Below are 25,802 nucleotides of genomic sequence, written 5' to 3'. Positions count from 1 at the left end.
GGTGGGTCGAACCGGGTGGCGGGGACGGTCAGGTGGCGGTCGCGGCGAGGTCCCGGGCGGCGGATTCGAGCTGACGGCCGTACGTCGCGGTGATGCCGCCCTCGTCGACCCGTCGGGTCACCTTTTCGCGGAGCGCGACCGCCTGGGCGGGCACGTCCGGGTTCCCCTCGGCGGCGGCGCGGGTCAGGTTGGCCAGCACGTTGCGCAGGTCGATGCCGACGTCCTCGCGGATCTCACCGGTGCGGACCCCGTCGTCGACCAGCCGGCGCATCCGTTCGGCCGCCTCGGTCAGCCCACCGGCGCTCTGCCCGCCCTCCGGGGTCGACGGGGTGCGGGGTGGCGTGGGCGTGGGCGTGCCGGTGGCCCTGCGGGGGGCCACCGGCGAGGTGGGGTCCGCCGGTGGCTGGGTGCGCGCGGGCGGCGGTTCGGTCACCGGGCTCTCGGTCGGCCGGGCCACCGGTGGGGTGTGGGTTCCCGGTTCCAGGAGCGGGGCGAGCAGCAGGACGGCCGCGACGGTGAACACGACCAGCGCGCCCACCGCCACCAGCGGACGCCGCGACGGTGGCAACTCCGGCTCGGCCGGCGCGGGGGGTGGGCCGCCGTCGCCGACACCGCCCGCGCGACCGACGGGACGACCGCCCGCCGTCCCGACACCCGCCACCCCGGCGCCCGTCGTCGCGTCGCCCGTGGCCCGGTCGCCGGCACCGCCGACCGCCCCGGCCCGCGCGACTCCGCCGCGTCCGGCTCCGGCCCCGGCGGCACCGCCGAGCCCCGCCCCGCTACCGGCCGCCGTGGTGGCACCGGCACCGGCCGCCGGGACGGCCCCGGCGTCCGACGCGACCCGGGCGGTGGCGGTGGGCCGGGTACCCGTGCCGGTGGCCGCGACCCCCGGGGCGGCGGGTGGCCCGGCGAGCGCGGGCAGGCTGACCGTCGGGGAGAGCATGGTGGCCGCCTGCGGGTCGCCCGGCAGCAGTTGGTCGCGCAGCGCGGTGGCGACCTGGTGCGCGGTCGGCCGTTCGTGCGGATCCCGCGCCAGGCAGCGCAGGCAGACGTCGACCACCACCGGCGGCAGCCCGGGCACGCCGTCCAGCGACGGCGGCGTCTCGTCGGTGATCGCGGCGGCGAGCTGTTCCCAGGTCTCCGCCGGGTAGGGCGGCTGGCCGGTCAACGTCTCGTAGAGCAGCACCCCGAGGGAGTAGACGTCGGTCGACGGCTGGGCCGGCGCACCGTCCAACCGCTCCGGGGCCACGTACGCCGGGGTGCCGAAGGTGCCCCCGTCCTCGTCGTCGTCGGGGGTGCCGACCTGGGTGGCGATGCCGAAGTCCAGCACCTTGGCACCGACCCTGGTCATCATCACGTTCGCCGGGGTGATGTCCCGGTGCACGATGCCCAGCCGGTGCGCCGCCGCCAGCGCCTCGGCCACCTGGGCACCCACCTCGACCGCCTCCGGCCAGGGCAGCGGCCCCTCGGACAGCCGGTGCTCCAGCTCCTCGCCGGTGAGCAGCTCCATCACCACGAACGAGGTGATCTCACCGTCCGGGGCGAGCGCCTCGCCGTAGTCGTGCACCGCGGTCACGTGCGGGTGCACCAGCTGCGCGGCGGAACGCGCCTCCTCGCGGACCATGTCGCGGAACCGGGCGTCGGCGGCCAGCGACGGCGCGAGCACCTTGACCGCGACGACCCGGTCGAGCACCTCGTCGCGGGCCCGCCAGATCACCGACATCCCGCCGGCCCCGATCCTGTCGAGGAGCCGGTACCTGCGGGCCAGCAACCTACCGGCGTTCAGGGCTGCCATCAGTGTTCGCACCTGCCTGGGGGTCGGGGTGGTGTCAGGTTGCGGGAATGTGTCCCCACTGTCAACGGTTGTCCAGTTGCCCGGTGACCGTCCGCGACGGCGGGTGCTCCCACCGCTACGGATCGGCGGCCCGCGTCGGTGGCCAGCGGCTGCACCGCAGGGTGCGGGTGGCGGCGTGCCAGGATGAACGGCATGAGTGGCGGTCCGGTGGCGTTCGTGCTCGGCGGCGGGGGAGTGCTCGGCGCGGTCGAGGTGGGCATGCTGCGCGCCCTCTTCCGGGCCCGGATCCGCCCCGACGTCGTGCTCGGCACCTCGATCGGCGCGGTCAACGGCGCGCTGGTCGCCGCCGACCCGTCCGAGGCGGTCACCGACCGGCTGGTCCGGCTCTGGGCCTCCCCGGAGGCGAGCGAGGTGTACGGCGACTCGGTGGCCCGGCAACTGCGCCGGTTCGCCGCCCGCACCCACCTGCACTCGCCCCGGCCGCTGCGCAAGCTGTTGGAGGGCGAGTTGGGGGCGCAGACCACCTTCGCCGACCTGAAGGTCCCGTTCCGCTGCTGCGCGGCCAGCATCGAGCGGGCCGCCGAGCACTGGTTCCACACCGGACCGCTGGTGCCGGCGGTGCTCGCGTCCGCCTCGGTGCCCGGCCTGCTGCCGCCGGCCCAGATCGACGGCCAGCACTACATCGACGGCGGGATCGTCAACTCGATCCCGATCGGCGAGGCGGTGGCGGTCGGCGCGACGCAGATCTTCGTACTCCAGGTGGGGCGGATCGAGCGGGAGCTGACGCCGCCCCGACGGCCCTGGGAGATCGCCCAGGTCGCGTTCGAGATCGCCCGCCGGCACCGGTTCGCCCGGGAGTTGGCCGCGCTGCCCGAGGGGGTGCGGGTGCACGTGTTGCCGACCGGCGGGCTGGAGCCGCGCGACGACAGCCCCTGGGCCTACCGGGACATGGCGGCCGTGGGACGGCGGATCAGCCGCGCCTACACCGCGTCCCGGGCCTACCTGGCGACACTGGACCGCTGATGCCGTTGCCCCCACGGTGGGTACGCCGGTTGCTGTTCGCCCCCGGGGTGGTGCTGCTCGCGGTCACGGTGCTGACCACCGTGCCGGTGTGGGCGCTGCTCGCGCTCGCCGTGTCGCCGTTCGTGCCGGGCCGACTGCGCCCGCTGCGGTTGCTCTGGATCGGCTGCGTCTACCTGGTCTGGGACGCCGCCGCGCTGGTCGCGCTCTTCGTGCTCTGGCTGGCCTCCGGGTTCGGCCGGTGGAAGCGGACGCCGGCGTTCCAGCGGGCGCACTACGTGCTCGCCGGCCGGTTCCTCCGGGTGCTGTTCTGGCAGGCCCGGTGGACGCTGCGGCTGAGCATCGACGTGGTCGGCACCGACCCGGACACCGCGCTGCCCGGCCGACCGGAGCTGGTGCTCTGCCGGCACGCCGGCCCGGGTGACTCGTTCATCCTGATCCACTCCCTGGTCAACTGGTTCCGGCGGGAGCCCCGGATCGTGCTCAAGGAGGCGCTCCAGTGGGATCCGGCGATCGACGTCCTGCTCAACCGGCTGCCCAACCGTTTCATCGCCGCCGGTGACGGTCGGGGCGCGGCGGTCCGGCAGATCGGCCACCTCGCCACCGGTCTGGACGACGACGACGCCTTCGTGATCTTCCCCGAGGGCGGCAACTTCACCCCCGGCCGGCGGCTGCGGGCCATCTCCAAGCTGCGCGCGCTCGGCCTGGAACGGATGGCGGTGCGTGCCGAACGGATGCAGCACGTGCTCGCCCCGCAGCCCGGCGGGGTGCTCGCCGCCCTGGACGCCGCCCCGGAGGCCGGAGTGATCTTCGTGGCGCACACCGGCCTGGACCGGATGCTCACCGTCGCCGACGTGTGGCGCGAACTGCCGATGGACAAACGGATCGTGATGCGCTTCTGGTCGGTGCCCCCGGAGGACGTCCCGACCGGCCGACAGGAGCGCATCGACTGGCTCTTCGACTGGTGGGACCGGATCGACCGGTGGATCGCCGCCAACCGGGACGGGGTGACCACCGAATGAACGCAGCGTCACGGTCGACCGGTTCGACGCCATTCCCACGTAGGGTGCGCTGGTGGACCAGATCTGCGTGGTGACGACGGTGGTGGACTCGCGCTCCGTCGCGGACCTGATGGCGGCCGCCGCGGTGGCCGGGCGACTGGCCGCCTGCGCCCAGGTCGGCGGCCAGGTCGACAGCACGTACTGGTGGCGGGCCGGGGTGGAGACCAGCACCGAGTGGTCGGTGCAGTTCAAGACCGCGCCCGACCGGGCCACGGCACTGGTCGGGCAGATCCGCGCCAACCATCCCTACGAGGTGCCCGAGATCCTGGTCACCCGGGTGGAGAGCGGCGATCCGGCGTACGCGCTCTGGGTGCACGAGAACACCCGTACCTAGGTACGGGCACTCTGGCCTGCGGTTGCGGCCCACCGGCAGGATGGCCGGGTGGAGAACACCGGTTACCCCTGCCCGCGCTGCGGTGCGCCCGCCGAGTTGACCCGGGGGTGTGCCCGCTGCGGGCTCGGGCCGTACCCGCCCGCCGCCGAGGTGGTCCGGTTGGACCGGGAGATCGTCACTCTCGGTCGTGAGGTCGAGCGGGCGCGGGAGGCGTACCAGGGACTCGGCACGCGGCTGCTCGCGGCGCAGCGCCGCCGGGCGGAACTGGCGGCCGGCATCCGTCGCGAGATCCCCGCCCCCACCCGCGTCGGTGCGACCGCCCGGCCGGTGCCGTCGGCGGCACATCCGGGCCTGCCGGCCGCGCATCCGGTGCCGTCGACGCTCCGCCCCGCTACGCCGACCACCCCGGCCGTGCCCGCCGGCTACCCGTCCACCCCGGCCGTGCCTGCCAGCCACCCGTCCACCCCGGCCTCACCGCCGGTCGCGCACCCGACCAACCCGGTCGCGTATCCGGGGCGTCCGGCCGGGACTGTCGCGGCCGGTGCGACCGTGCCGCCGGCCGGGTTCGGTGCCCCCACCGCGACGGGGGAGACGCCGGGCCGGCCGGAGACCTCGACCAGGACGATCCAGTGGCTGCTGTTCGTCCTCGGTGGCCTCCTGCTCGGTACGGCGGCGGTGGTCTTCACGGCGGTCGCCTGGGCGACGGTGGGGGTGGCCGGCCGGGCGCTGATCCTGGCCGCGTTCACCGCCCTCGCCCTGGTGGTGCCGCTGGTGGCGAGGTGGCGCGGACTGCGTGGCACCGCCGAGACGTTCGCCGCGGTGGGTCTGCTGCTGGTGGTCCTCGACGGGTACGCCGCCTGGTCGGTGAACCTGCTGGGCACCGCCGACTGGCCGGGCACCCGCTACGCCGCCCTGGTCGGCGGGGTCAGCGCGGGGGTCGCCGCCGGATACGCCCTGCTCAGCCGACTCACCGTGCCGTGGTTCGCGGCGCTGCTCCTGGTCCAGCCGGTGCTGCCGCTGGCGGCGGCGCAGTCCCGGCCCGGTGCCACCGGCTGGACGCTGGTGTTCCTCGGTGTGGCGCTGCTCGACCTCGCGGTCGTGGCCGCGCTGCGCCGCCGCCCGTCGGCGCCCGCCGCGGCGGGTCCGGGGGGAGAGGTGGTGGTGCCCGCCGGGGGGTCGGGCACCGCCACCGCCCCGGCGGCCGGAGGACCGGCGGAACCGGTCACCGGTGGGGGACCGTTGGCTGGTGGGGGACCGTTGGCCGGTGGAGGACCGCTGGCCGGTGGAGGGCCGGTCGCCGGCGGGGGACCGGCGGCCGGGCCGGCCGGGTCCACCGCCGTGCTCGCCGGGCGGGTGCTCGGCTGGCTCGGCTTCGGCACGGCGGTGACGGTCGCCGCGAGTTGCGCGCTGGTGCCGCTGGCGCTGGGTCGGGCCGGCGGTCAGCCGCTCCTCGCCGGCCTGCCGCTGCTCCTCGTCGGTCTGGTCCTGACCGGCGCGGCACGGGTCGCCGGTGCCCGGGTGTTCCAGCAGATCGCCGCCGGGTTGCTGGTGCCGTTGCTGGCCGTCGCGCTGCTGCGGCCGGTGGGTGAGGTGCGGGCCGGGTTCCTGCTGCTCGCCGTGGGCCTGGTGGCGGCCGTCCTGGCCGGCGCCGTCCGGCTGCTGCCGCAGCGGCACCGCAGCGGTCCCCGGGTCGGGGCGCTGCTGGTCGCGGCCGGGGCGGCCCAGGTCGCGGTGCTCGCCACCGGGGGCGTCGCCGCGCTCGCGGTGGACCGGTCACTGCCCGCGTGGCGGGGTGCCGAGGCCGGTCCCGACCTGCCCTGGGGCTGGCAGCTCCCGCTCACCGTGCTGCTCACCGTCACCGCCGGGTTCCTGCTGTTGCCGAGGGCGGCCCGCCCGGTGACCGTGCTGCTGGGGCTGGCGGTCATCGCCATGGCGCTGCCGGCGGTGACGGTCACCCCGTGGCCGGCCACCCTCGCGGTCGAGCTGGTCGTCGGCGCGGCGCTGCTGCCGGTCGCGGTGCTGCGCGGCCGGCGGACCGCCACCGTCCTGGTCGGTGCCGTGGGCGCGGGGGCGCTGCTCGGGCACGGGCTGCTGGTGGCGGCGGCCGACCCGGTGGGGCTGCTGGTGGCGCTCGGGGTGGTGCTGGCCGTCGGGTCGGTGGTGGCGCTGCCCGGCCGTCCGGTGAACGCCGCCGCGCGCCGGGTCGCCGGGCTCGCCCTGGCGGTCGCGCTGCTCACCGTGCCGGCCGGTGCGGCGGTCGCGCTGCTGGCCGCCGGATCACCGTCGTGGTGGCAGCTGCGGGCCGGGCTCGTCGCCGCCGTGCTGCTGCTGGTCCCGCTGCTCACGCTGCGTCGCCACCGACCCGACCTCGACGGGTACGCCGGCACCGCGCTCGCCGTGGCGCTCGCCGCCGTGGTGGCGCCGACCGCCGTGCCCGGCGGCGAGCCGGTGGCGCTCTACGCCGCCCTGGCGCTGCTCGCGTCGGCACTGGCCGACCGGCGTTCCGAGCCGGTGACACCGGAGCGGGTGGTCGGCGTCGGGCTGGCCGGGTGCGCCCTGCTCGCCGCCGCCCCGGTGACCCTGACCGCGCTGTTCGCCCCGTACGGTGGGCCGGTCCGCCCCTGGGCGGGGGTGCCGACCGGGGACGGGCCGGCGGCCGTCCCCGTGGTCGGGGCGGCGCTGCTGGTCGTCGCCCTCACCGCCGCGCTGGTCACCCACCGGCACGCCGGCGGCCGGTCCGGTCCGGCCGTCGCGGCGCTGCCGTTCGTGGCGGCGGCGCTGCCCGTACTGCTGCTCGGCACGCCCGTCGGCTGGCCACTGGTGCCGGCCGTGGTGCTGCTCGTCGGGGTGGCCGCCCTGCTCACCGCCGCGCTCGGCGGTCCGGGGGCGGCGGTGACCACCCCGGTCGGCTTGCTGTGGACCGTCGCCGGTCTGCTCGGGCTGCTGGCCACCCGGGCCGGCACGCTGGCCGGGCTGGCCCTGCTGGTGACCGCCGCGGCGGTCGTCGGCGCGGTCGGCCGGTGGGCCGGGGTCCGGCTGCTCGGCTGGCTGACCACGGTCGCGGCGGCCACCTGCTTCGCGCTCACCGCGACGCTGGCCGCCGGCCTGCCCCCGCGGACGGCCGGTCTCCCGGTACTCGGGGTGGCGGTGGCGGTGCTCCTCGGCGCCCCTCTGCTGACCCGGCGCGGGCCGCTCACCGTACGGGCGTTGGAGGCGGCGGCGCAGGCGGTGGCCGTGCTGGCCCTGCTGCTCACCATCGGCGCGATCCGGCACGCGGCGGTGATCTGCGTGCTCTGGGGGGCCGCCGCCGCGCTGCGGGTGCTGTACCCGGGCCAGTCGACCGGCCGACGGTGGGGCCTCGGTGCGGTGGCCGGTGGCAGTGAGCTGCTCGGGGCGTGGCTGCTGCTGATCAGCGGCGAGGTGGTGCTGCTGGAGGCGTACACCCTGCCGGCGGCCGGATTGACGCTGGTCGCCGGCCTGCTGGCGCTGCGCGCCCGACCCGGGCTGACGAGCTGGCTCGCGCTCGGTCCGGCGCTCGCCGCCGGGTTGCTGCCCAGCCTGGTGTCGGTGCTGGTGGCCTCGGACCCGCAACCCTGGCGGCGGCTGCTGCTCGGTGCCGCGGCGCTGGGGGTGGTGCTGGCCGGGGCGGTCCGGCGCTGGCAGGCCCCGGTGGTGCTGGGCGGCGGCAGCCTCGTCCTGCTCGCGCTGCACGAGCTGGTCCGGGGCTGGGACCTGCTGCCCCGCTGGATCTACCTGGCCGTCGGCGGGCTGACGCTGATCACCCTCGCCGCCACCTACGAGCGTCGTCGGCGTGACGTGACCCGGCTGCGGGCGGCGGTGGGCCGGATGAGGTGACCCGGCCACCGGTAGGGTCGTGCCAAGGCAGCGCCCGCCCACCGCCGAGCCGGCGCGGGTGCTGGTCGGGCCGGCGGTGGCGGCCCGGCAGAGCGACGAGATCCCCCGGAGCGCGCGATGAGATTCGAGATCAGCAAGGTGCTGGACGCCATCGAGGGGCGGGTCTGCACCGACCCGTCCCTGGCCCGAGCCGTCCTGGACCTGGCCGAGGTGATCCGCTACCAGGACCTCGACGGGGGCCGTCCGGCGAGCCTGCTGCGGCTCGGCATGGTGATCGACGCGCTCTCCCGCGAGCTGGCCGAGGACAGCGTCCCGGTCTACGCGGTCGTGCACCGGGCGCTGCTGTCCGACGCCGACCTCACCTCCAACGAACGGATGGTGGTCCGTCGCTGGGCCGACGACGGCCTGGTGGAGGTGCTCGACAACCCCGGTGACCGGATGCTGGAGGTGGCCGACCTGCTCGGTCTCCCGGTCGTCAGCCGGGTCCGGTGGGACGGTCTGCGGGGTCGGTTCCCGTGGCTGGTGGAGCAGCCGGGGCGGGTGGTCGCCCCGGTGCCCGGCGCCGGCGGTCCGGCCTTCGTCGCGCACGTCGGCGGCGGGCACACCCCGGTCGAGGGTGACCGGTCCCCGACCGGCGGGCAGTTGCTGGCCCGGCAGTGGCGGTGCCCCGAGCCGGGCTGCGCGCTGTTCGGCGGGGGCGGGGGCGGTGGCGCGTTCGCCGACCTGGCCCGGGTGGACCGTGCCCCGGCCGGTCAGCCGCCGCCGGCCCTGCGCAACGGTGTGCCGACCTGCCCCCGGCACGGGGTCCGGCTCTCCGACGCCGGCCCCCGGCCGCGCAGCGAGGTGCTGGCGATCCGGATCGGCGGCCTGATCCGCCGCCGCTTCGTGCTGACCGAGGACCAGCCGGTGACGGTGGGCCGGGCACCCGAGGAGTCCGGGGGCGTGATGCTCGGCCAGTGGCTCAACGACGAGGCGCGGCGCTGGATCAGCCGGGCGCACGTCCGGTTCGAGCTGCGGGTCGGCGAGGTGATCGTCACCGACGTCAGCACCAACGGCTCCGGCATCCGGCCGAACGGCTCGCTGGTCGAGGCGGAGCGGGTCGCGTTGGCCCCGAAGCAGTCCCGGGTGCTCGGCGGCGCGGACATGGTGGAGCTCTATCCCGGGGTGCAGATCGGCCGGGCCCGCGAGCTGCCCACCGGCGCGGCGTTCACCCCCACGTCGGTGATGGCGGAGGCCCCCACCATGGCGATGCGGCTGCCCCGCAACTGACCCGGCACGGCCGCGGTGGTGCCCGCACGACGGGCGGGGACGCTGCCCGCCACCGCGTCCGCCCGTCGGCGGTGGCGTCCCACCGGGCGCGGGTCCAGTAGGGGTAACACCACCCCGGAATCGGGGGCTGACAGGATTGTCCAACGGTGTCGATGTGGCCAGGATTGGTGACGGAGGGTCGCACACCGAGTGCGGCCCGCGTTACCGGAGGGCGACATCGGATGAGTTCTTCGACGTTGGCAGCGTCGACAGCCCAGCGGGGCAGCGACTACGCGCGCCTGTCCCGTCGGGTCGCCGAGGCGGGGCTGTTGGACCGGCGTCCCGGCCGGTACGCCGCCCGCATCGTCGGAACCCTGGGCGCCTTCCTGGCCGGCTGGGTCCTGGTGGGCATGGTCGGCGACTCGTGGTGGCAGCTACCGATGGCGGTCGTGATGGCGGTGGCCACCACCCAGGTGGCGTTCCTCGGGCACGACGCCGGGCACCGGCAGATGTTCCGCCGCCGCGGGCACAGCGAGGCGGCCGGCCTGATCGCCGGCAATCTCGCCGTCGGGCTCAGCTACGGCTGGTGGGTGGACAAGCACAACCGGCACCACGCCAACCCGAACCACGCCGACGAGGACCCCGACGTCGGCGCGGGTGTGCTGGTGTGGACGGACGAGCAGGTGATGGCGACCCGGGGCCTGGGCCGGTGGATGGCCCGCCGGCAGGCGTGGCTGTTCTTCCCGCTGCTCCTGCTGGAGGGCCTGGCGCTGCACGTGGCGAGCATCCGGGCGCTGACCGGCCGGGAGGCGGACGGCCGTTGGCGGGTGCCGATGCGACACCGGGTCGTGGAGGCGCTGCTGCTGGCGGTGCACACCGTCGGCTACGTGGGCCTGCTGCTGGCGGTGATGTCACCGGGGAAGGCGCTGCTCTTCGCCGCCGTCCACCAGGGGCTCTGGGGGCTCTACATGGGGTGCGCGTTCGCCCCGAACCACAAGGGCATGCTGATGCCGACCGACGAGGACGACCTCGACTACCTGCGCAAGCAGGTGCTGACGTCGCGCAACGTGGCGGGCGGCCGGTTCGTCGACCTGGCGCTGGGCGGTCTCAACTACCAGATCGAGCACCACCTGTTCCCGAACATGCCCCGGGGCAACCTGCGCAAGGCCCGGCCGCTGGTCCAGGCGTACTGCGCCGAGCAGGGCATCCCGTACGCGGAGACGGGGCTGATCGACTCGTACCGGCAGGGGCTGGCGCACCTGCACGCCGTGGGGCGACCGCTGCGCGAGGGCTGAGCCGGCGGGCCTGACCCACCGACCGACGGCGCCGGGACCACCGTGGTCCCGGCGCCGTCCGTGGTACGGGGTCAGCCGGCCAGCACCGCGGCGAGCTGCGCCACCGCGTGGTCGATCTCGTCGGCGGTGATCACCAGCGGCGGGGCCAGCCGGATGGTCGAGCCGTGGGTGTCCTTGGCGAGCACGCCCCGCTCCATCAGCCGCTCGCAGGCCTGCCGGCCGGTCATCAGCGCCGGGTCGATGTCCACCCCGGCCCACAGCCCGCGAACCCGCACCGCGACCAGGCCCTTGCCGAGCAGCCCTTCCAGCCCGGCCCGCAGCCGTTCCCCCAGCTCGGTGGAGCGGCGCTGGAACTCGCCGGTGGCCAGCAGCCGGACCACCTCGGTGGCGACCGCGCAGGCGAGCGGGTTGCCGCCGAAGGTCGAGCCGTGCTGGCCCGGCTGGAGCACGCCGAGCACGTCGGCGTCCGCGGCCACCGCGGAGACCGGCACGATGCCGCCGCCGAGCGCCTTGCCCAGCAGGTACATGTCCGGCACGACACCCTCGTGGTCGCAGGCGAAGGTACGCCCGGTGCGGCCCAGGCCGGACTGGATCTCGTCGGCGACGAACAGCACGTTGCGTTCGGTGCAGACCCGGCGTACGCCCGGCAGGTAGCCCTCCGGCGGCAGCACGACACCCTGCTCGCCCTGGATCGGCTCCAGCAGCACGGCGACCGTGTTGCTGTCGATCGCCGCCTCCAGGGCCGCCAGGTCGCCGTAGGGCACCACGGTGAACCCCGGCGTGTACGGCCCGAAGTCGGCGCGGGCGTCGGGGTCGGTGGAGAAGCTGACGATGGTGGTGGTCCGGCCGTGGAAGTTGCCGTCGGCGACGATGATGTTGGCCCGCCCCGGGGCGACCCCTTTGACCTGGTAGCCCCACTTGCGGGCCACCTTGATTCCGGTCTCCACCGCCTCGGCGCCGGTGTTCATCGGCAGCACCAGGTCCTTGCCGCACAGCGCCGCCAGCTCCCGGCAGAAGTCGGCGAACTGGTCGTGGATGAACGCCCGGCTGGTCAGGGTGAGCCGGTCGAGCTGCTGGTGGGCGGCCCGGATCAGCTCCGGGTGCCGGTGGCCGAAGTTCAGCGCGGAGTAGCCGGCGAGGCAGTCCAGGTAGCGGCGGCCGTCCACGTCGGTCAGCCAGGAGCCCTCGGCGGAGGAGATCACCACCGGCAGCGGGTGGTAGTTGTGCGCGGTGTACCGCTCCGCGTCCCGGACGGCGGACGGGGTCCGCAGCATGTCGTCGATCACTGGCTCGCCTTTCCCTGACGGAGTCGCAACGTGCAGCACTTCGGTCCGCCGCCGGCCTTGCGCAGCTCGGACAGGTCGACACCGATGGTCCGGTAGCCCCGGTCGCGCAGCTGCGCGGCCAGTCCGGTGGCCTGCGCGGGCAGCACCACGTGCCGGCCGTCGCCGACCGCGTTGAGGCCCAGCACCTCGGCATCGGCCATGCTGGCGTGGACCGCGTCCGGGAACAGCCGACGCAGCACCGCGCGGCTGCCGGGGGAGAACGCCTCGGGCAGGTACGCCACGGTCCGCTCGTCGAGCACGGTCAGCGCGGTGTCCAGGTGGTAGAAGCGTGGGTCGACCAGCTGCAGGGTGATCACCGGATAGCCGAAGACCTCCTGCAACTGGGCGTGCGAGGCGTGCGCGGTGCGGAACCCGGTGCCGGCGAGCAGCTGGTCGCCGACCAGCAGCACGTCGCCCTCGCCCTCGTTGACGTGCTTCGGGTCGTACACCTCGAAGCCGGCGGCCTCGAACCAGGCGCGGTAGGCGGGGGCCTCGTCGGCGCGCTGCGGGTCGCGGAACTGCACCGCCATCGCCCGGTCGTCGATCACCGTGCCGCCGTTGGCGGCGAAGACCATGTCCGGCAGGCCGGCGACCGGGTCGATCAGCTCGACGGTGTGGCCGAGGTCGAGGTAGGTGCGGCGGAGCTGCTCCCACTGCCGGACCGCCAGCGCGGTGTCGACCGGCGCGGTCGGGTCCATCCACGGGTTGATGGCGTAGTCGACGGCGAAGTACGTCGGCCGGCACATCAGGAAGCGCTGGCTGGTGGCGTCCATCGGCATTGTCCTGCTCCCGGGGTCGGGCGCGCCCGGCCTCCGTGGCCCACGGGCTGGCGCCGTGGCTCAACGGTATGCGGGTCTGGGGTGCGGGAACCACCGCCGAGACTTGCGTCCGGCGGTGGTTCGTTGCGTCTGGACGGTCAGCGGTAGCGATTCGTTGCGTGGAGTGCACGCGAAGGGGCCGTCACCCCGGCGGAGGTGACGGCCCCTGTGCGCATCGGTGGCGGCGAACCGCTGCCCCCGAACGAGTGGGTGCCCGGCTGGTGAACCACCAGACTGGTCGGGCGGTGCCGGCGAGCCGGCTGGTCCAACATCGCCGGCGAACCGCCGGCGAGATCAAATGTGCCCTCAGAACCGGTCCACAAACTGTGAGTCAAGCCACTCCCGGAACCGGGCCACCCAGTCGCCGTCCGTGGTCGGCCAGTCGAACTGACCGGTGAAGGCGAGCACCCCCAGCACCACCGCGGTCAGGCCGACCAGCACGCCGAGCAGCGCGTCGGTGGTGCCGGCCACGTGCCGCCGCCGGGTCGCGACCAGGCCCAGCACCGCGAGGACCGCGCCGAGCGCGCCGAGCGCGATGCCGTACCCGGCCAGGGTGCCGGTGAGCACGAACGTCGCGCCCACCACCGAGACGATCAGGCCGAGGGTGGCGAGCAGGCTGGTCCTCGGCTTCGGGCCGGCCACCACCGGGGGCTCCGGGCGGGCCTCGTCGGCGGTCACCCGGTCCCGGTCGGCGGGGCCGGTGGTGACGCCGGCCGGGGCGACGGGCGTCGTCCGGTCCCGGTCGGTCGGGCGGCCGGCGTCCACCGGGCGCGGTGCGGTGCGCACCGGGCCGGTGTCGGCGACCCGGATCGGGTCGGTCGGCGTGCGCGGCTCGTCGTCGACCGTCGCGGGTCGGGCGGCGGCGGCGCTGCGGGTGCCGTCGACGGCGCTGCGGGCGGTCGCCGCCCGGGCCAGCGCGCCGCGCTCCGCCGCCCGCTGCTCCGCGTCGCGTCCGCCGCCGGTGGGCCCACGCTCGGCGGTGCGCCGCGCCACGTCGGCGTCGCGCCCGCCGTCGGTGGTCGGCGACCCGTCGCGGTACGTCGTCCGGTCGCCGTCCCGGTCCGTCACCACCGGCTGGCCGTCGCGCGCGTCGACCACCCCGTCACCGTTGCTGTCCTGCGCCGTACGACGCCGCAGGAGCGAAGGAACGTTCACCACCACACCTCCTTGTCGATGCGTGCAGCCCTCGGAAGGGTCGGTGGCCGCCACGCGGGAACGACCGGTACGTACCCCGTGCGTCGATCGACCACACGCCGACCGCCGGGGGTGGTACCGGAACGGGCTGACTACCCTTGGTACCCGTGCCAGAGGGACACACCATCCACCGCCTGGCGGCCCGGCACGCCGAGCTGTTCGCCGGGGACAAGGTCACCGCCAGCAGCCCGCAGGGCCGCTTCACCGAGGGCGCCGCCCTGCTCTCCGGCACCGTCCTGGACGGCACCGAGGCGTACGGCAAGCACCTGCTGCACCACTACGCCGACGAGCGGACCCTGCACGTCCACCTCGGCCTGTACGGCAGGTTCACCGACGGGGACGGCGAGCCGCCCGTACCGGTGGGGCAGGTCCGGTTGCGGCTGGCCAGCGACCGGCACTGGCTCGACCTGCGCGGACCCACCGCCTGTGAACTGCTCACCCCGCCCGAGGTGGCGGCGCTGCGCGGCCGGCTCGGCCCGGACCCGCTGCGCGCCGACGCCGACCCCGAGCGGGCGTACGCCCGGATCCGCCGCAGCCCCACCCCGCTCGCCGCGTTGCTGCTGGACCAGTCGGTGGTGGCCGGTACCGGCCTGATCTTCGTGACCGAGGCGCTGTTCCGGGCCGGCCTGCGGCCGACGCTGCCCGGCCGGCAGCTCACCCCGGAGGGCTGGGTGGCGCTCTGGGCCGACCTGGTGGCGCTGATGACCCAGGCGGTGGGGCGCGGCCGGATCGACACCGTCCGCGACGCCCACCTGCCCGAGGCGATGGGCCGCCCCGCCCGCGTCGACCGGCACGGCGGTGAGGTGTACGTCTACCGCCGCCCCGGCGAACCCTGCCACGTCTGCGGCAGCCCGGTCAGCCGGGGCGCGCTGGCCGGTCGGAACCTCTACTGGTGCCCCACCTGCCAACCCTGACCGGCCCGGCTGTCGGCCCGTCGACCGGCGCTGCCCCGCCTGCTCGCCGCCCGCGCCGACCCACCCGGCATGCCGGCCCGTCGACCGGCGCTGCCCGTCTGCCCGCCGCCGGCGCTGCCCGCCTGCTCGCCGCCCGCGCCGACCCACTCGGCATGCCGGCCCGTCGACCGGCGCTGCCCACCTGCCCGCCTGCCCGCCGCCCGCGCCGACCCACTCGGCATGCCGGCCCGTCGACCGGCGCTGCCCACCTGCCCGCCTGCCCGCCGCCCGCGCCGCCCGGCCCGGCATGCCGGCGGGGTACGCCGCCTACGCGCCGTCGACCAGCCAGCGGGCCACCTCGACCTGGTTGGTGAAGACCGTGTCGCCGTCCAGACTCCAGGCGAGACAGTGCGCGACCGTCCAGCCGACCACCCGTTCCCGGTCCAGCCCGAGCGCGCCGGTGATGCGGTCCAGCCGCCGCCGTACCGCCTCCGGGGAGTGGCCCAGCTCGACGCCGCGCACGATCGGCACCACCGCGAACTCCCGCTCGCCCAGCAACGGCTTCGGGTCGATCACCAGCCACGGCTCCCGGGTGGCCCGCAGCACGTTGCCGGCGTGCAGGTCCTGGTTGACCAGCACCTGCTCGCCCTGGCTGTCGACCAGCCGGTCCAGCCGGTCGAGCGCCGCGTCGAGCAGTCGCCGCTCGTACGGCCGGCCGGCCCGGTCCCACTGCTCGGGCAACCGGTGCCGCCAGCCCGTCGCCTCCTCGGCGAGCGGGGTGAACGGTCCGGCCGTCCGTCGCCACAGCCGGGGCAGCAGGGCGGCGACCACGTCCACCGCCTCGTCGGCGGGCAGCTCGTGCAGCGGCGAGCCGGGCCGGCACCGCTCCACCAGCAGCGCCCGTCGCCGCGGATCGTGGGCGAGCAGCCGGACCGCCGCCTCGCCGTCCCAGTGCGCCAGTGCGTCGGCCTCGTGCCGGCTGTCCGGATCCGGATACTGCAACTTCAGCACCGCCGGGGTGCCGTCGGGCAGGTCGGCGGGCATCGCCAGCGAGGCGAACGCGTACGGGAAGGGCGGCCCGAGCCGCAGCGACCACTGCCGCGCGCAATCGTCGCGCCACCGGGGCAGCGTCGCCAGCCACTCCGGCCCGCCCGGTCGCTGCCGTACCCACGACAACCCCGCCGGAATCTCCACCCCTGCATGGTGCCGATCGTGGAGAGTTGTTGTCGCCCTGGCGACAACAACTCTCCACGATAAGAACCGAGCGCTTGCTCCGGTCGGATCGGCCGCGCCCGGCGCATGGCCAGGGACGGGGCACCGGCTGGCCCGACGACGTGTGGACACCCACGCGGGCGGGCCGGTCAGGCGTTACCGGCGGGCGGGCGGGTCAGACGTACCGGCGGGCGGTCCGGTCGGTGCGGGCCGGCTTGTGGGCCGGGCCGACCAGGTGATGGTCGGGTGAGCGGGGCCGGTCGGGCGAGCGGGGCCGGTCGGGCGTTGCCGGCGGCCGGGGCCGGTCGATGCGGTCGGGGCCGGCTTGTGGCCGGCGGCGCTCGGGCGGGGTCGACCGGGTGGTGTTCGGGTGGGACCGGCCGTGCGGCGGTCGGGTGGGCCGGTCGGGTGGGCCGGTCGGGTGGTGGTCGGGTGGGGCCGGCCGTGCGGCGGCCGGGTGGGGCTGGCCGGGTGGTGGTCGGGTGGGGCCGGTCGGGCGGCGGGCGGGTGGACAATGATGAAGGCGCTGGTCAGGGGTGCCAGCCGGCGGCGGTGAGGGCCGCACGGAGCTGGGCCGCCACCTCGTCGGGGCGGTGGCGGACGTCGAAGGCGGTGAACCGCAGAATCCGGTCCCCGGAGATCCACACTCCGTTCTGCCGGCGCAGGTCCGCCGCCCAGTGCCGAACGTCCATGTGGTGCGCCCCGTCGACCTCGACATGCAGCCCCCACCGCCGCCAGTAGGCGTCCAGGTATCGTGTCCGCCCGTCGGCGTCGCGCCGCCGTTCCTGCAACTCGGGCCGGGGTAGCCCGTACCGGCGGCAGAGCCGGACCAGGTCGATCTCGGACAGTGCCTCTGCCCCGCCGGCCAGGTCGCCGATGGTCCGCCGGATCACCGCCGCTCGCCGCAGGCGGGGCAACCGGCGGGCCACCGAATCGAGTTCGTCGGGGGTCACCCGCCGTTGCTGGCAGCCGGCCGCCAGCACCGCCTGCGCATCGTCGTCGGACCGCATCCACTGTGCGGCGTCGACGAGCGAGCGGGCCATCGTGGTGCGGTCCGGCCGTCCCCGCTGCCGGTCGTCGTCGAGGTGCCGGGTTCGTCGTACCCGTACCGCCGGCATGCCGAGTGGCAGCCGGCGTAGCAGGTCGGGGGCCTGACGGTGGTACGGGATCAGCACGTCCACGGTCTCGTACCGCCAACGGCCACGCAGCCCGCCCGCCTGGGCCGCCGCGAGGCCGGCCAGGACGGCGTCGGTACCGGCGGCCAGGACCGCCACCCACCGCGCCTGGTCGACGGTCACCGGGCCACCGCCGGCCCGCAGGATGCCCCGGCACACCCGCTCCCAGCGACCGGTGGCCAGCAGGTGGCGTACCCGGGAAGGGGTGAGCTCGGCGGTGGCCTGCGCCCAGCTCACCACACCGGTCTGCGTGAAGAGCAACCAGTCGAGGGCGGCAGCATCGTCGCCAGGCATCCGCATCCGACAAGCAGACCATGCTTTGTGGAGAGTTCTTGTCGTCCTGGCGACAAGAACTCTTCACAAAGCGACGCGTGCCGGCGCACGTGACGCTGCGGCGGGGGATGGTGGACCCGTGCCGGCACCGGGGCACGGCGGTGGGCGCGGTGTCTCGGGGTGCTGGTGGGGCGGAGTGGGATACGGCTGCGGTGGGGGTGGGGCGGGGCGTGATACGGCCGCGGTGCTGGTGGGCGGGGCGTGAAGCGGCCGCGGTGGGGCGGGGTGCGGTGCGGTGCGGTGGCGGTGGCGGTGGTGGAGCGGGTGCGGTGGTGGGGCGGGGTGCGGTGGCGGTGGTGGGGTGGGGTGTGGTGGTGGCGGGTGGGTGCAGGGGGTGCGGCGCTGTGCTGGTGAAGGGGGGGTGGGGGTCAGCGTGCGGGTGGGGGTGGTGCGGTGGGTTTCAGCGAGGTGGTGGCTTCAGCGGTCGAGGGCGTCGACGGCCTTGCGGGCGGCGATCAGCACCGGATCCCAGACCGGGGCGTACGGCGGGGCGTAGCCGAGATCGAGGGCGGTCATCTCGTCCACCGTCATCTCGTTCCACAGCGCCACGGCCAGCGCGTCGATCCGCTTCGCCGCCTCCGAGCGGCCGACGATCTGCGCGCCGAGCAGCCGTCCGGTGGGACGCTCCGCGATCAGCTTCACCGTCATCGGTTCGGCCCCCGGGTAGTAGCCGGCCCGGTTCGTCGACTCGGCGATCACCGAGACGAACTCGAACCCGGCCGCGCGGGCGTCCCGCTCCCGCAGCCCGGTACGCCCCACCTCCAGGTCGCAGACCTTCGTCACGGCGGTGCCGATCACCCCGGGGAAGGTGGCGTACCCGCCACCGATGTTGATCCCGGCGACCCGGCCCTGCTTGTTGGCGTGGGTGCCGAGGGGGACGTGCACCGACATGCCGGTGACCCGGTGCAGGGTCTCCACGCAGTCGCCGGCCGCCCAGACGTCGGGCACCCCGACCACCCGCATCCGTCGGTCCACCAGCACCCCGCCGGTCTTGCCGAGCGGGAGGCCGGCGGTGGCGGCGAGCGCGGTGTTGGGGCGTACCCCCAGGCCGAGGACCACCACGTCGGCCGGCAGTGGGCCGGCGGAGGTGACCACCGCGGACACCCGGCCGTCGCGCTGCTCGACCCCACTCACCGTGACGCCGGTACGGATCTCGACGCCGAGCCCCCGCATCGCCTCGGCGACCAGGCGGGCCATGTCCTCGTCGACCGTGGCCATCGGCTGCTCGCCCCGCTCGACCAGGGTGACGGCGAGCCCGCGCTGGATCAGCGCCTCGGCCATCTCCACCCCGATGTAGCCACCGCCGACCACCACCGCCCGGCGGGGCGTGGGGGTGCCGTCCAGCCAGGCCCGCAGCCCCGCCGCGTCGTCCAGCGTCTGGATGCCGAAGATGCCGGCGACGTCGTCGTCCGCCCAGTCGGGCAGGTTCGGGACCGCGCCGGTGGCGTACATCAGGGTGTCGAACCGTTCGCGGACCTCGCGGCCGTCGTCGAGCCGGCGGGCGGTGACCTCCCGACGGTCGAGGTCGATGCCGGTGACCTCGGTGCGCAGCCGCACGTCGATGGCGTAGTCGTCCCGGAAGGTGGCCGGGTCGCGGGCGATCAACGCGTCCCGCTCCTCGACCAGCCCACTGATCCAGTACGGGATGCCACACGCCGAGTACGACGTGAAGTGTCCCCGCTCGAACGCCACGATCTCCAGGTCGTCGACGCCCCGGCGGCGACGGGCCTGGGAGGCCGCCGCCATTCCGGCGGCGTCCCCTCCGACGACGATCAGCCGCTCTGCCACGACACCCACTCTCCCACGCGTCGGGCGGCCCCGGGCCGACCGGCGGTGAGCTGGCCGCCCCTGGCGGTGAGCTGGCCGCCCCTGGCGGTGAGCTGGCCGGCCCGACGAGTCCCGGGGCGGTCAGCCACGGGTCTGCCGGGCGACCTCGGCGACCACGTCCTCCAGCCGGCCGGACCGGGCGAACACGGCCCGCTGCCGGGCGGCCCCGGTGCCGTGCCGGCGCAGCCCGGCCAGCAACTCGGTCACCTCGGCCAGGTCGTCGTGCGCCTCGAGCGCCGGGCGGACCCGCTCCACCAGCCGGTCCACCAGCTCCCAGGCCGGGCACAGCTCACCGTTGGCCAGGTCGACGCCGTCGCCCTCCAACCCGTCGTGGGCGGCCCGCCAGTGCGCGGCGACCAGCAGGTGGTGGTCGGTGTTGACCGCCGGGCGGCCCGCCGCCACGTCCGCCATCGCGGTGGCCACCAACGCCCGGACCAGGGCGGCCACCAGCACCGCGTCGTCGACCGACGGGCAGACGTCGCCGATCCGGACCTCCACCGTCGGGTACTTCGCCGACAGCCGGGCGTACCAGTAGAGCATCCCCTCGTCGAGCATCACCCCACTGGAGATCAACTGCCGGATCAGCCGCTCGTAGTGCTCGTGCGACTCCAGGTACGGGGTCGGCGCGACCGACGGCCAGCGTTCCCACTCGACGGACCGCCAGCTCGCGTACCCGGTGTCGACGCCCTCCGAGAACGGCGAGTTGGTGGTCATCGCGTGCAGCACCGGCAGCCACGGCCGGATGTGGTTGAGCACCTGCACCCCGGTGTCCGGGTCGGGGACACCCACGTGCACGTGCATGCCGTTGTTGCCGGGGCCGGGCACCAGCAGCCGGAACCGCTCGATCATCCGGTCGAAGCGGGGCTTGTCGACCACCGCCGGCACCGGTCCCGCCACCGGCCCCGTCCCGATGGCCAGCACCCGGACGCCGGCCCGCTCGGCGGCGTCGGCCAGCGCGCCGCGCAGCACGCCCAACGAGTGCCGGATCGACGCCAGCTCCAACCCGGGCGGGCTGCCGATCTCGATCTGGCTGGTCTGGAACTCCCGTTCCACCTGCCCGCGCAGCTCGGCCGGCACCTGCTCCATGACCAGGTCGACGGCGGGCACCGCGGCCCCGGTGTGTGGATCGACCAGGAGGAACTCCTCCTCCACCCCCACCGTGAGCCGGTCGACCCCGGCCCGCTGCGGGGTCACCTCCCCGGCCGCCACCCCACTGGTCATCACCATCACCGTCCGTCCGGTCCCGGCCGCGGCGGGTCCGCCGCGGTGCTGTCCGGCCCATTACCCGCTGTGTCCGGCGGGGAAAACCCGACACGGCGAGCCGTCGCGCCGGATGCTTACCATGGCCCGGTCCGCCGACCGGTGCCGTGCCGCACCCCCGCCCCGGCCGGGGCGGGTGGGGGCGGCGAGGGAGGGAGGCCAGGTGACCCCGACGACGGTGTCCCGGGAGGCACCCCCGCTGCCCGTGCGACCCGGCCAGCCCGGGCGGCCGTCCGCGCCGGACTGGCGGCGGCAGGTGCCCCGGATGTTCGCGTCGCTGCTGTGGTTCGTCGCCGCGATCTGCGCGCTGGCCGCGGTGAGCAGCGCGGCCAACGCCGAGTTCCAGCCGGTCCGCAGCACCATCGACACGCTGCTGGTGCCGGCCCCCGCCAACCTGGCGTACGCCGTCTTCCTCGGCACCCTCGCCGCGGCGGTGCTGCGCCGCAAGCGGCTGGCGTACTGGGTGCTGGTCGTCTACTTCATCCTCAGCCTGGTGGTCGGCGTGCTGACCGGCCTGCTGCTGGTGACCGTCGGCGCGGACCAGCTCACCGACGACGCCGGCCGACGGCTGTTCACCCTGGTCGAGACCGTCGGTGTCTGGGTGGGCACCGGCTTCGCCGCCGCCGCGCTCGTCCTGCTGCGGGCCGCCCGGCGGGAGTTCTACGCCCGGGTGCGCAGCGGCAGCACCCGCCGCGCCCTCGGGGTGTTCTTCGGCCTCGCCGCGACGGCCGTCGGGCTGGGCTACCTGCTGCTCGCCGCCGTGCCCGGCAGCCTGCGCAGCTGGCTGGACCGGATCGGGTACGCCATCGAGAAGGTCTTCGGCGGCGCGATCACCCTGGACGTCACCCGGCATGGCCAGGCCCCCGGCTGGGTCAACCTGCTGCTCGGCGGGATGGGCGCGGCCGCCTTCCTCGCCGGCCTGTTCACCCTGCTGCGCTCGCAGCGCGCCGCCGCCGTCCTGCACCCCGAGGAGGAGCAGCGGATCCGGGAACTGTTGGCCCGGTACGGCGACCGGGACTCGCTCGGCTACTTCGCCACCCGGCGGGACAAGGCGGCGATCTTCTCGGCCAGCGGCAAGGCGGCGCTGACCTACCGGGTGGTCAACGGGGTGAGCCTGGCCAGCGGTGACCCGGTCGGCGACCCGGAGGCGTGGGGGCCGGCGATCACCGCCTGGCTGGACCAGGCCCGGGAGTACGCCTGGACCCCGGCGGTGATGGGGGCCAGCGAGATCGGCGCGCGGGCCTACCACCGGCACGGGCTGAAGGTGCTGCAACTGGGCGACGAGGCGATCCTGCTGGCCCGGGAGTTCGACCTGGGCGGCCGGGACATGCGGCCGGTCCGGCAGGCGGTGCACCGGGCCGAGCGGGCCGGTTACACCGCCGCCGTCCGCCGGCACGCCGACATCCCGCCGGACGAGCTGGCCGACCTCGCCGCGCTGGCCACCCGCTGGCGGGACACCGAGCACGAGCGCGGCTTCTCGATGGCGCTGGGCCGGCTCGGCGACCCGGCCGACGGTGACTGTGTGCTGGTCGAGGCCCGGGACGGCACCGGCCGGGTGCGGGCGCTGCTGTCGCTGAGCCCGTGGGGCGTCGACGGGTTGTCGCTGGACCTGATGCGCCGGGACCGGACCGCCGACAACGGGGTCACCGAGTTCATGGTGGCCGCGCTGCTCGGTGCCGCCCCCCGGCTGGGCGTCGAGCGGGTGTCGCTGAACTTCGCCGTCTTCCGGTCGGTCTTCGAGCAGGGCGCGCGGATCGGCGCCGGGCCGGTGATCCGGCTGTGGCGGCGTACCCTGCTGTTCTTCTCCCGCTGGTGGCAACTGGAGTCGCTGTACCTGTCCAACGCCAAGTACCAGCCGCACTGGACGCCCCGCTACCTGTGCTTCGGTGAGCGGCGGGAGCTGGCCCGGGTGGGGTTGGCCGCCGCCGTCGCCGAGGGTTTCCTGGCGTTGCCCGGTGGCCGACCGTCCCCGCTGTACGGGGTGCCCCCGGTCGGTGGCGGGGTGGGTTTCGTGCCGCCGGAGGCCGGTGCCGTGCAGGCGGTCAGCCCGGAACCGGCCCGCGAGCAGCTTCCCGAGCAGGTCCGGGTCCGGCGGGCGAAGCTGGACCGGCTGCGGGAGCAGGGCGTCGAGGCGTACCCGGTGGGGTGGTCGCGGACCGACGACTGCGCGGCGGTGCGGCGGCGGCACGCCGGGCTGGCCCCGGACACCGGCACCGGGGAGACGGTCTCGGTGGCGGGGCGGGTGCTGCTGGTCCGCGACCACGGCCGGATCTGTTTCGTCACCGTCCGCGACGGCAGTGGCGACCTGCAACTGGTGCTGGAGAAGGAGCTGGACCGGTGGCGGGCCACCGTGGACATCGGCGACCACGTCGGCGCGACCGGCGAGGTGTACGCCACCCGGCGCGGCGAGGTGTCGGTCCGGGTGGCCGACTGGCGGCTCACCGCCAAGTGCCTGCGTCCGCTGCCGGACAAGCACCACGGGCTGGCCGACCCGGAGGCGCGGGTCCGTCGCCGCTACCTGGACCTGGCGATCAACCCGCAGGCGCGGGAGCTGCTGCGGGCGCGGAGCGCCACCCTGACCAGCCTGCGGCGGACCCTGGTGACCCGGGACTTCCTGGAGGTGGAGACGCCGATCCTGCAACGCGTGCACGGCGGGGCCAACGCCCGCCCGTTCGTCACCCACAGCAACGCCTACGACCTGCGGTTGACCCTGCGGATCGCCCCCGAGCTGTATCTCAAGCGGCTCGCGGTGGGCGGCGTCGAGCGGGTGTACGAGCTGGGCCGGGTGTTCCGCAACGAGGGTGTCGACTTCAGTCACAACCCGGAGTTCACCGTGCTGGAGGCCTACCAGGCGTACGCCGACTACCACGACATGCGGGAGCTGGCCCGGGAGCTGATCGTGGCGGCGGCGGTGGCGGTGCACGGCGCTCCGCTGGCCCGTCGACCCGACACCGGTGAGCTGGTGGACATCGGCGGGCCGTGGCCGGTGCACACGGTGCACGGGGCGGTCTCCGCCGCGCTGGGCGAGGAGGTGACCGTCGAGACCGGGGTGGCCACCCTGCGTCGCCTCGCCGATGCGGCCCGGGTGCCGTACGACCCGGGGTGGGAGCGCGCCGAGCTGCTGTCGGAGCTGTACGAGCGGCTGGTCGAGGCGGCCACCGACCTGCCCACCTTCTACCTGGACTTCCCGACCGAGGTCTCGCCGCTGACCCGGCAGCACCGGACCGACCCCCGGCTGGCCGAGCGGTGGGACCTGGTGGCGTTCGGGATGGAGCTGGGCACCGCGTACTCGGAGCTGGTCGACCCGACCGAGCAGCGGCGGCGGTTGACCGCCCAGTCGTTGAAGGCGGCCGGCGGTGACCCGGAGGCGATGGAGCTGGACGAGGACTTCCTCACCGCGCTGGAGTACGCGATGCCGCCGACCGGCGGCCTGGGGCTGGGCGTGGACCGGCTGGTGATGCTGCTGACCGGCCGGTCCATCCGGGAGACCCTGCCGTTCCCGATGGTCCGCGAGTCCTCGTGAGCCGCCCCCGCCCGCACTCTGACCCGGACCCGGCGTCCGGGTCGGCGGGCCGTGCGGGCGACGGACACCGGGCCGCCCGGACCGGGGCGGCGGTGGCGTTGCTGGCGGCGGCGGTCTGCTACGCCTCCTGGCTGCTCGCCCCGGTGCTCAATCCGGGGCTGCGGCCGGTGCGGAGCTACCTGAGCGAGCTGGCCGCGCGGGACCAGCCGTACCACCTGTTCTTCCAGCTCGGCGACGTGGTGACCGGGCTCTGTGCGGTGGTGGCCGGGGTGCTGCTGGGCCGGGTGGCCCGGGAGGTGCCCCGGGTGGCCCGCTGGGGGCTGGTGGTCTTCGGGGTGGCGACCGCCGTGGACGGCGGCTGGACCACGATGGACTGCGCCCCGTCGGTGGACGCCCGCTGCGCGCGGCTGGAGGAGCTGGGTGAGCTGTCCTGGCGGCACCAGGCGCACACCGTCACCTCGTCGGTGGCGGTGGCCGGGGCGTTGCTCTCCCTGGTGGCGCTGCTCGCCGTGCTGCGCGGCCCGGCCCGCCGCCGGACCGGCCTGGTGGTGGCGGTGGTGCTGGCGGTCGGCACGGTCGGGACGCTGGTCGCCTCGGTCCACCCGGGGTACGGGCTGGGCCTGTGGCAGCGGACCCAGCTGGCCGGGCTGTCCGGCTGGCTGCTGCTGGCCGCCGCCGTCGCCCTCCGGGGGACCGGCTCCCGCCCGGAGCGGTCCCGGTGACCGGCCCACCCGCCGACCGGCCCGCCGCCGGCGCCGACCGGGCGGTCCGCCCCGCGGCCCACGACGACCGGGCGGTCAGGCCCGTCGCCGACGCCGACCGGGCGGCCCGGGCCGGCGGACCGGCGGTGCTGCTCTGCCCGGGGATGGGGGAGGGGGCGTCGACCTGGGACCGGCTGGCCCCGCTGCTGACCGCCGCCGGCTACCGGGTACGCCGGCTGGACCGGCCGGACGACGGCGCGGCACCCACCCTCACCGCCGAACTGGGCCGGATCGACGCGGCCGTCGCCGGGCTGGACCGGCCGGTGCTGGTGGCGCACTCGGCGGCGGCGTTGCCCGCCGAGGCGTACGCCCGGCGGCATCCGGGCCGGCTGGCCGGGCTGGTGCTGGTGGACCCGAGCCTGGTGGACCCGGGCGGGGCGGCCCGGTGGGCGTGGTGGTCGGCGTGGTCGGCCGGCGCGGTGACGGCGCTCGCCCCGGTGCTGGCCGGGGGGCTCGACCGGTCCGGACTGGCCCGCCGCTGCGGCCCGTGGGCGTGGCGGCGGGCGGTACGCCGGATGAGCGTCCGGCCGCCCGATCCGGCGGCGGCGGTGCCGTGGGGTTCGGGGGCGGTGCTGGTCGGGGCGTTGACACAGTGGCTGGGGCATCCGGCGGTGGCGGCGGAGCTGTCGGCGTTGCGGGCGGTGACCCCCGCGCCGGTGCTCCCGGTGCGGGTGCTGACCGCGCTCGGCGACGTGGCCACCCCGGCGGGCCGGGCGGCGTGGCGGGCCGGGCACGCCCGGTTGGCGGCGGGCTTCCCGGCCGGTCGGCAGGAGGTGTTCCGGGACGCCCGGCACCTGGTGCACGTGGACCGGCCGGCGGTGGTGGCCGACGCGGTCGCGGCGGTCCGGCGTGACAGCGGGTCCTAGGCTGGCG

19 protein-coding genes are annotated in these 25,802 nt (G+C 75.8%); 11 read left to right on the top strand and 8 right to left on the bottom strand.

The features are described from left to right. Positions 1-28: 28 nt before the first annotated feature. A complete protein-coding gene (locus tag O7612_RS25010) occupies positions 29-1,795 on the bottom strand; it encodes a serine/threonine-protein kinase (RefSeq protein WP_282267854.1) in 1,767 nt (588 codons plus the stop codon). Between the two features lie 192 nt (positions 1,796-1,987). On the opposite strand from O7612_RS25010, the gene O7612_RS25005 reads away from it, so the two are divergent. The 6 genes from O7612_RS25005 to O7612_RS24980 all read left to right on the top strand — a co-directional run bounded on the left by O7612_RS25005 (position 1,988) and on the right by O7612_RS24980 (position 10,608). Then, positions 1,988-2,818, top strand: coding sequence for a patatin-like phospholipase family protein (locus tag O7612_RS25005; RefSeq protein WP_282267851.1), 831 nt, complete (start codon positions 1,988-1,990; stop codon positions 2,816-2,818). Further along, the gene (locus O7612_RS25000; RefSeq protein ID WP_282267849.1) at positions 2,818-3,837 is read left to right on the top strand and encodes a 1-acyl-sn-glycerol-3-phosphate acyltransferase; all 1,020 of its coding nucleotides are present in this window, start codon (positions 2,818-2,820) and stop codon (positions 3,835-3,837) included. Before O7612_RS25005 ends, O7612_RS25000 begins: the two co-directional genes overlap by 1 nt. Before the next feature lie 52 nt (positions 3,838-3,889). Then, positions 3,890-4,210 carry a divalent-cation tolerance protein CutA gene (gene cutA / locus O7612_RS24995; protein WP_067313973.1) on the top strand — a complete coding sequence of 107 codons (321 nt, stop codon included), beginning with the start codon at positions 3,890-3,892 and terminating at the stop codon, positions 4,208-4,210. A gap of 48 nt (positions 4,211-4,258) precedes the next feature. Beyond that, positions 4,259-8,065, top strand: a complete 3,807-nt coding sequence (locus tag O7612_RS24990) for a hypothetical protein (RefSeq protein WP_282267846.1) — start codon at positions 4,259-4,261, stop codon at positions 8,063-8,065. A 117-nt stretch (positions 8,066-8,182) separates the two neighbouring features. After that, entirely contained in the window at positions 8,183-9,334 is a 1,152-nt protein-coding gene (locus O7612_RS24985; protein ID WP_282267845.1) for an FHA domain-containing protein, read from the top strand. Between the two features lie 221 nt (positions 9,335-9,555). Further along, positions 9,556-10,608 carry an acyl-CoA desaturase gene (locus O7612_RS24980; protein ID WP_282267843.1) on the top strand — a complete coding sequence of 351 codons (1,053 nt, stop codon included), beginning with the start codon at positions 9,556-9,558 and terminating at the stop codon, positions 10,606-10,608. Positions 10,609-10,679: 71 nt separating this feature from the next. Here O7612_RS24980 and rocD read toward each other — a convergent pair whose 3' ends face one another. The 3 genes from rocD to O7612_RS24965 all read right to left on the bottom strand — a co-directional run bounded on the left by rocD (position 10,680) and on the right by O7612_RS24965 (position 13,909). Beyond that, on the bottom strand, positions 10,680-11,894 hold the full coding sequence (gene rocD / locus O7612_RS24975) for an ornithine--oxo-acid transaminase (RefSeq protein WP_282267841.1): 1,215 nt from the start codon (positions 11,892-11,894) through the stop codon (positions 10,680-10,682). Continuing rightward, positions 11,891-12,706, bottom strand: coding sequence for a dimethylargininase (gene ddaH, locus O7612_RS24970; protein WP_282267839.1), 816 nt, complete (start codon positions 12,704-12,706; stop codon positions 11,891-11,893). Before ddaH ends, rocD begins: the two co-directional genes overlap by 4 nt. 351 nt (positions 12,707-13,057) lie before the next feature. Next, positions 13,058-13,909: a thrombospondin gene (locus tag O7612_RS24965; RefSeq protein WP_282267837.1), complete on the bottom strand. Its 852-nt coding sequence runs from the start codon at positions 13,907-13,909 to the stop codon at positions 13,058-13,060. A 143-nt stretch (positions 13,910-14,052) separates the two neighbouring features. On the opposite strand from O7612_RS24965, the gene O7612_RS24960 reads away from it, so the two are divergent. After that, positions 14,053-14,859 (top strand): DNA-formamidopyrimidine glycosylase family protein, encoded by an 807-nt coding sequence (locus tag O7612_RS24960; protein ID WP_282267836.1) that lies wholly within the window; start codon positions 14,053-14,055, stop codon positions 14,857-14,859. Positions 14,860-15,165: 306 nt separating this feature from the next. On the opposite strand, the gene O7612_RS24955 is transcribed toward O7612_RS24960, so the two are convergent. After that, a complete protein-coding gene (locus tag O7612_RS24955; protein WP_282267835.1) occupies positions 15,166-16,032 on the bottom strand; it encodes an aminoglycoside phosphotransferase family protein in 867 nt (288 codons plus the stop codon). A gap of 548 nt (positions 16,033-16,580) precedes the next feature. Further along, positions 16,581-17,525, bottom strand: a complete 945-nt coding sequence (locus tag O7612_RS24950; RefSeq protein WP_282267833.1) for a hypothetical protein — start codon at positions 17,523-17,525, stop codon at positions 16,581-16,583. Between the two features lie 234 nt (positions 17,526-17,759). Between O7612_RS24950 and O7612_RS24945 the strand changes: the two genes are divergently transcribed. Beyond that, on the top strand, positions 17,760-17,912 hold the full coding sequence (locus tag O7612_RS24945) for a hypothetical protein (RefSeq protein WP_282267831.1): 153 nt from the start codon (positions 17,760-17,762) through the stop codon (positions 17,910-17,912). 63 nt (positions 17,913-17,975) lie between these two features. On the opposite strand, the gene O7612_RS24940 is transcribed toward O7612_RS24945, so the two are convergent. Then, positions 17,976-19,346, bottom strand: a complete 1,371-nt coding sequence (locus tag O7612_RS24940; RefSeq protein ID WP_282267829.1) for an FAD-dependent oxidoreductase — start codon at positions 19,344-19,346, stop codon at positions 17,976-17,978. A 120-nt stretch (positions 19,347-19,466) separates the two neighbouring features. Further along, positions 19,467-20,606, bottom strand: a complete 1,140-nt coding sequence (locus tag O7612_RS24935) for a glutamate--cysteine ligase (RefSeq protein ID WP_282267827.1) — start codon at positions 20,604-20,606, stop codon at positions 19,467-19,469. 202 nt (positions 20,607-20,808) lie between these two features. Between O7612_RS24935 and lysX the strand changes: the two genes are divergently transcribed. The 3 genes from lysX to O7612_RS24920 are packed head-to-tail and all read left to right on the top strand — an operon-like array spanning position 20,809 to position 25,795. After that, the gene (lysX, locus tag O7612_RS24930) at positions 20,809-24,168 is read left to right on the top strand and encodes a bifunctional lysylphosphatidylglycerol synthetase/lysine--tRNA ligase LysX (RefSeq protein WP_282267824.1); all 3,360 of its coding nucleotides are present in this window, start codon (positions 20,809-20,811) and stop codon (positions 24,166-24,168) included. Then, positions 24,165-24,890 (top strand): DUF998 domain-containing protein, encoded by a 726-nt coding sequence (locus O7612_RS24925; RefSeq protein ID WP_067310197.1) that lies wholly within the window; start codon positions 24,165-24,167, stop codon positions 24,888-24,890. The genes lysX and O7612_RS24925 overlap by 4 nt, the downstream gene beginning before the upstream one ends. After that, positions 24,887-25,795, top strand: a complete 909-nt coding sequence (locus O7612_RS24920; RefSeq protein WP_282267820.1) for an alpha/beta hydrolase — start codon at positions 24,887-24,889, stop codon at positions 25,793-25,795. Before O7612_RS24925 ends, O7612_RS24920 begins: the two co-directional genes overlap by 4 nt. The last annotated feature ends 7 nt before the right edge of the window (positions 25,796-25,802 follow it).

It is taken from the genome of Micromonospora sp. WMMD987, from assembly GCF_029581435.1.
GTDB classification, from domain to species: domain Bacteria; phylum Actinomycetota; class Actinomycetes; order Mycobacteriales; family Micromonosporaceae; genus Micromonospora; species Micromonospora rifamycinica.
The sequence above is the reverse complement of the archived record's forward strand: the minus strand, read 5'-3'. Positions and strand labels throughout refer to the sequence as shown.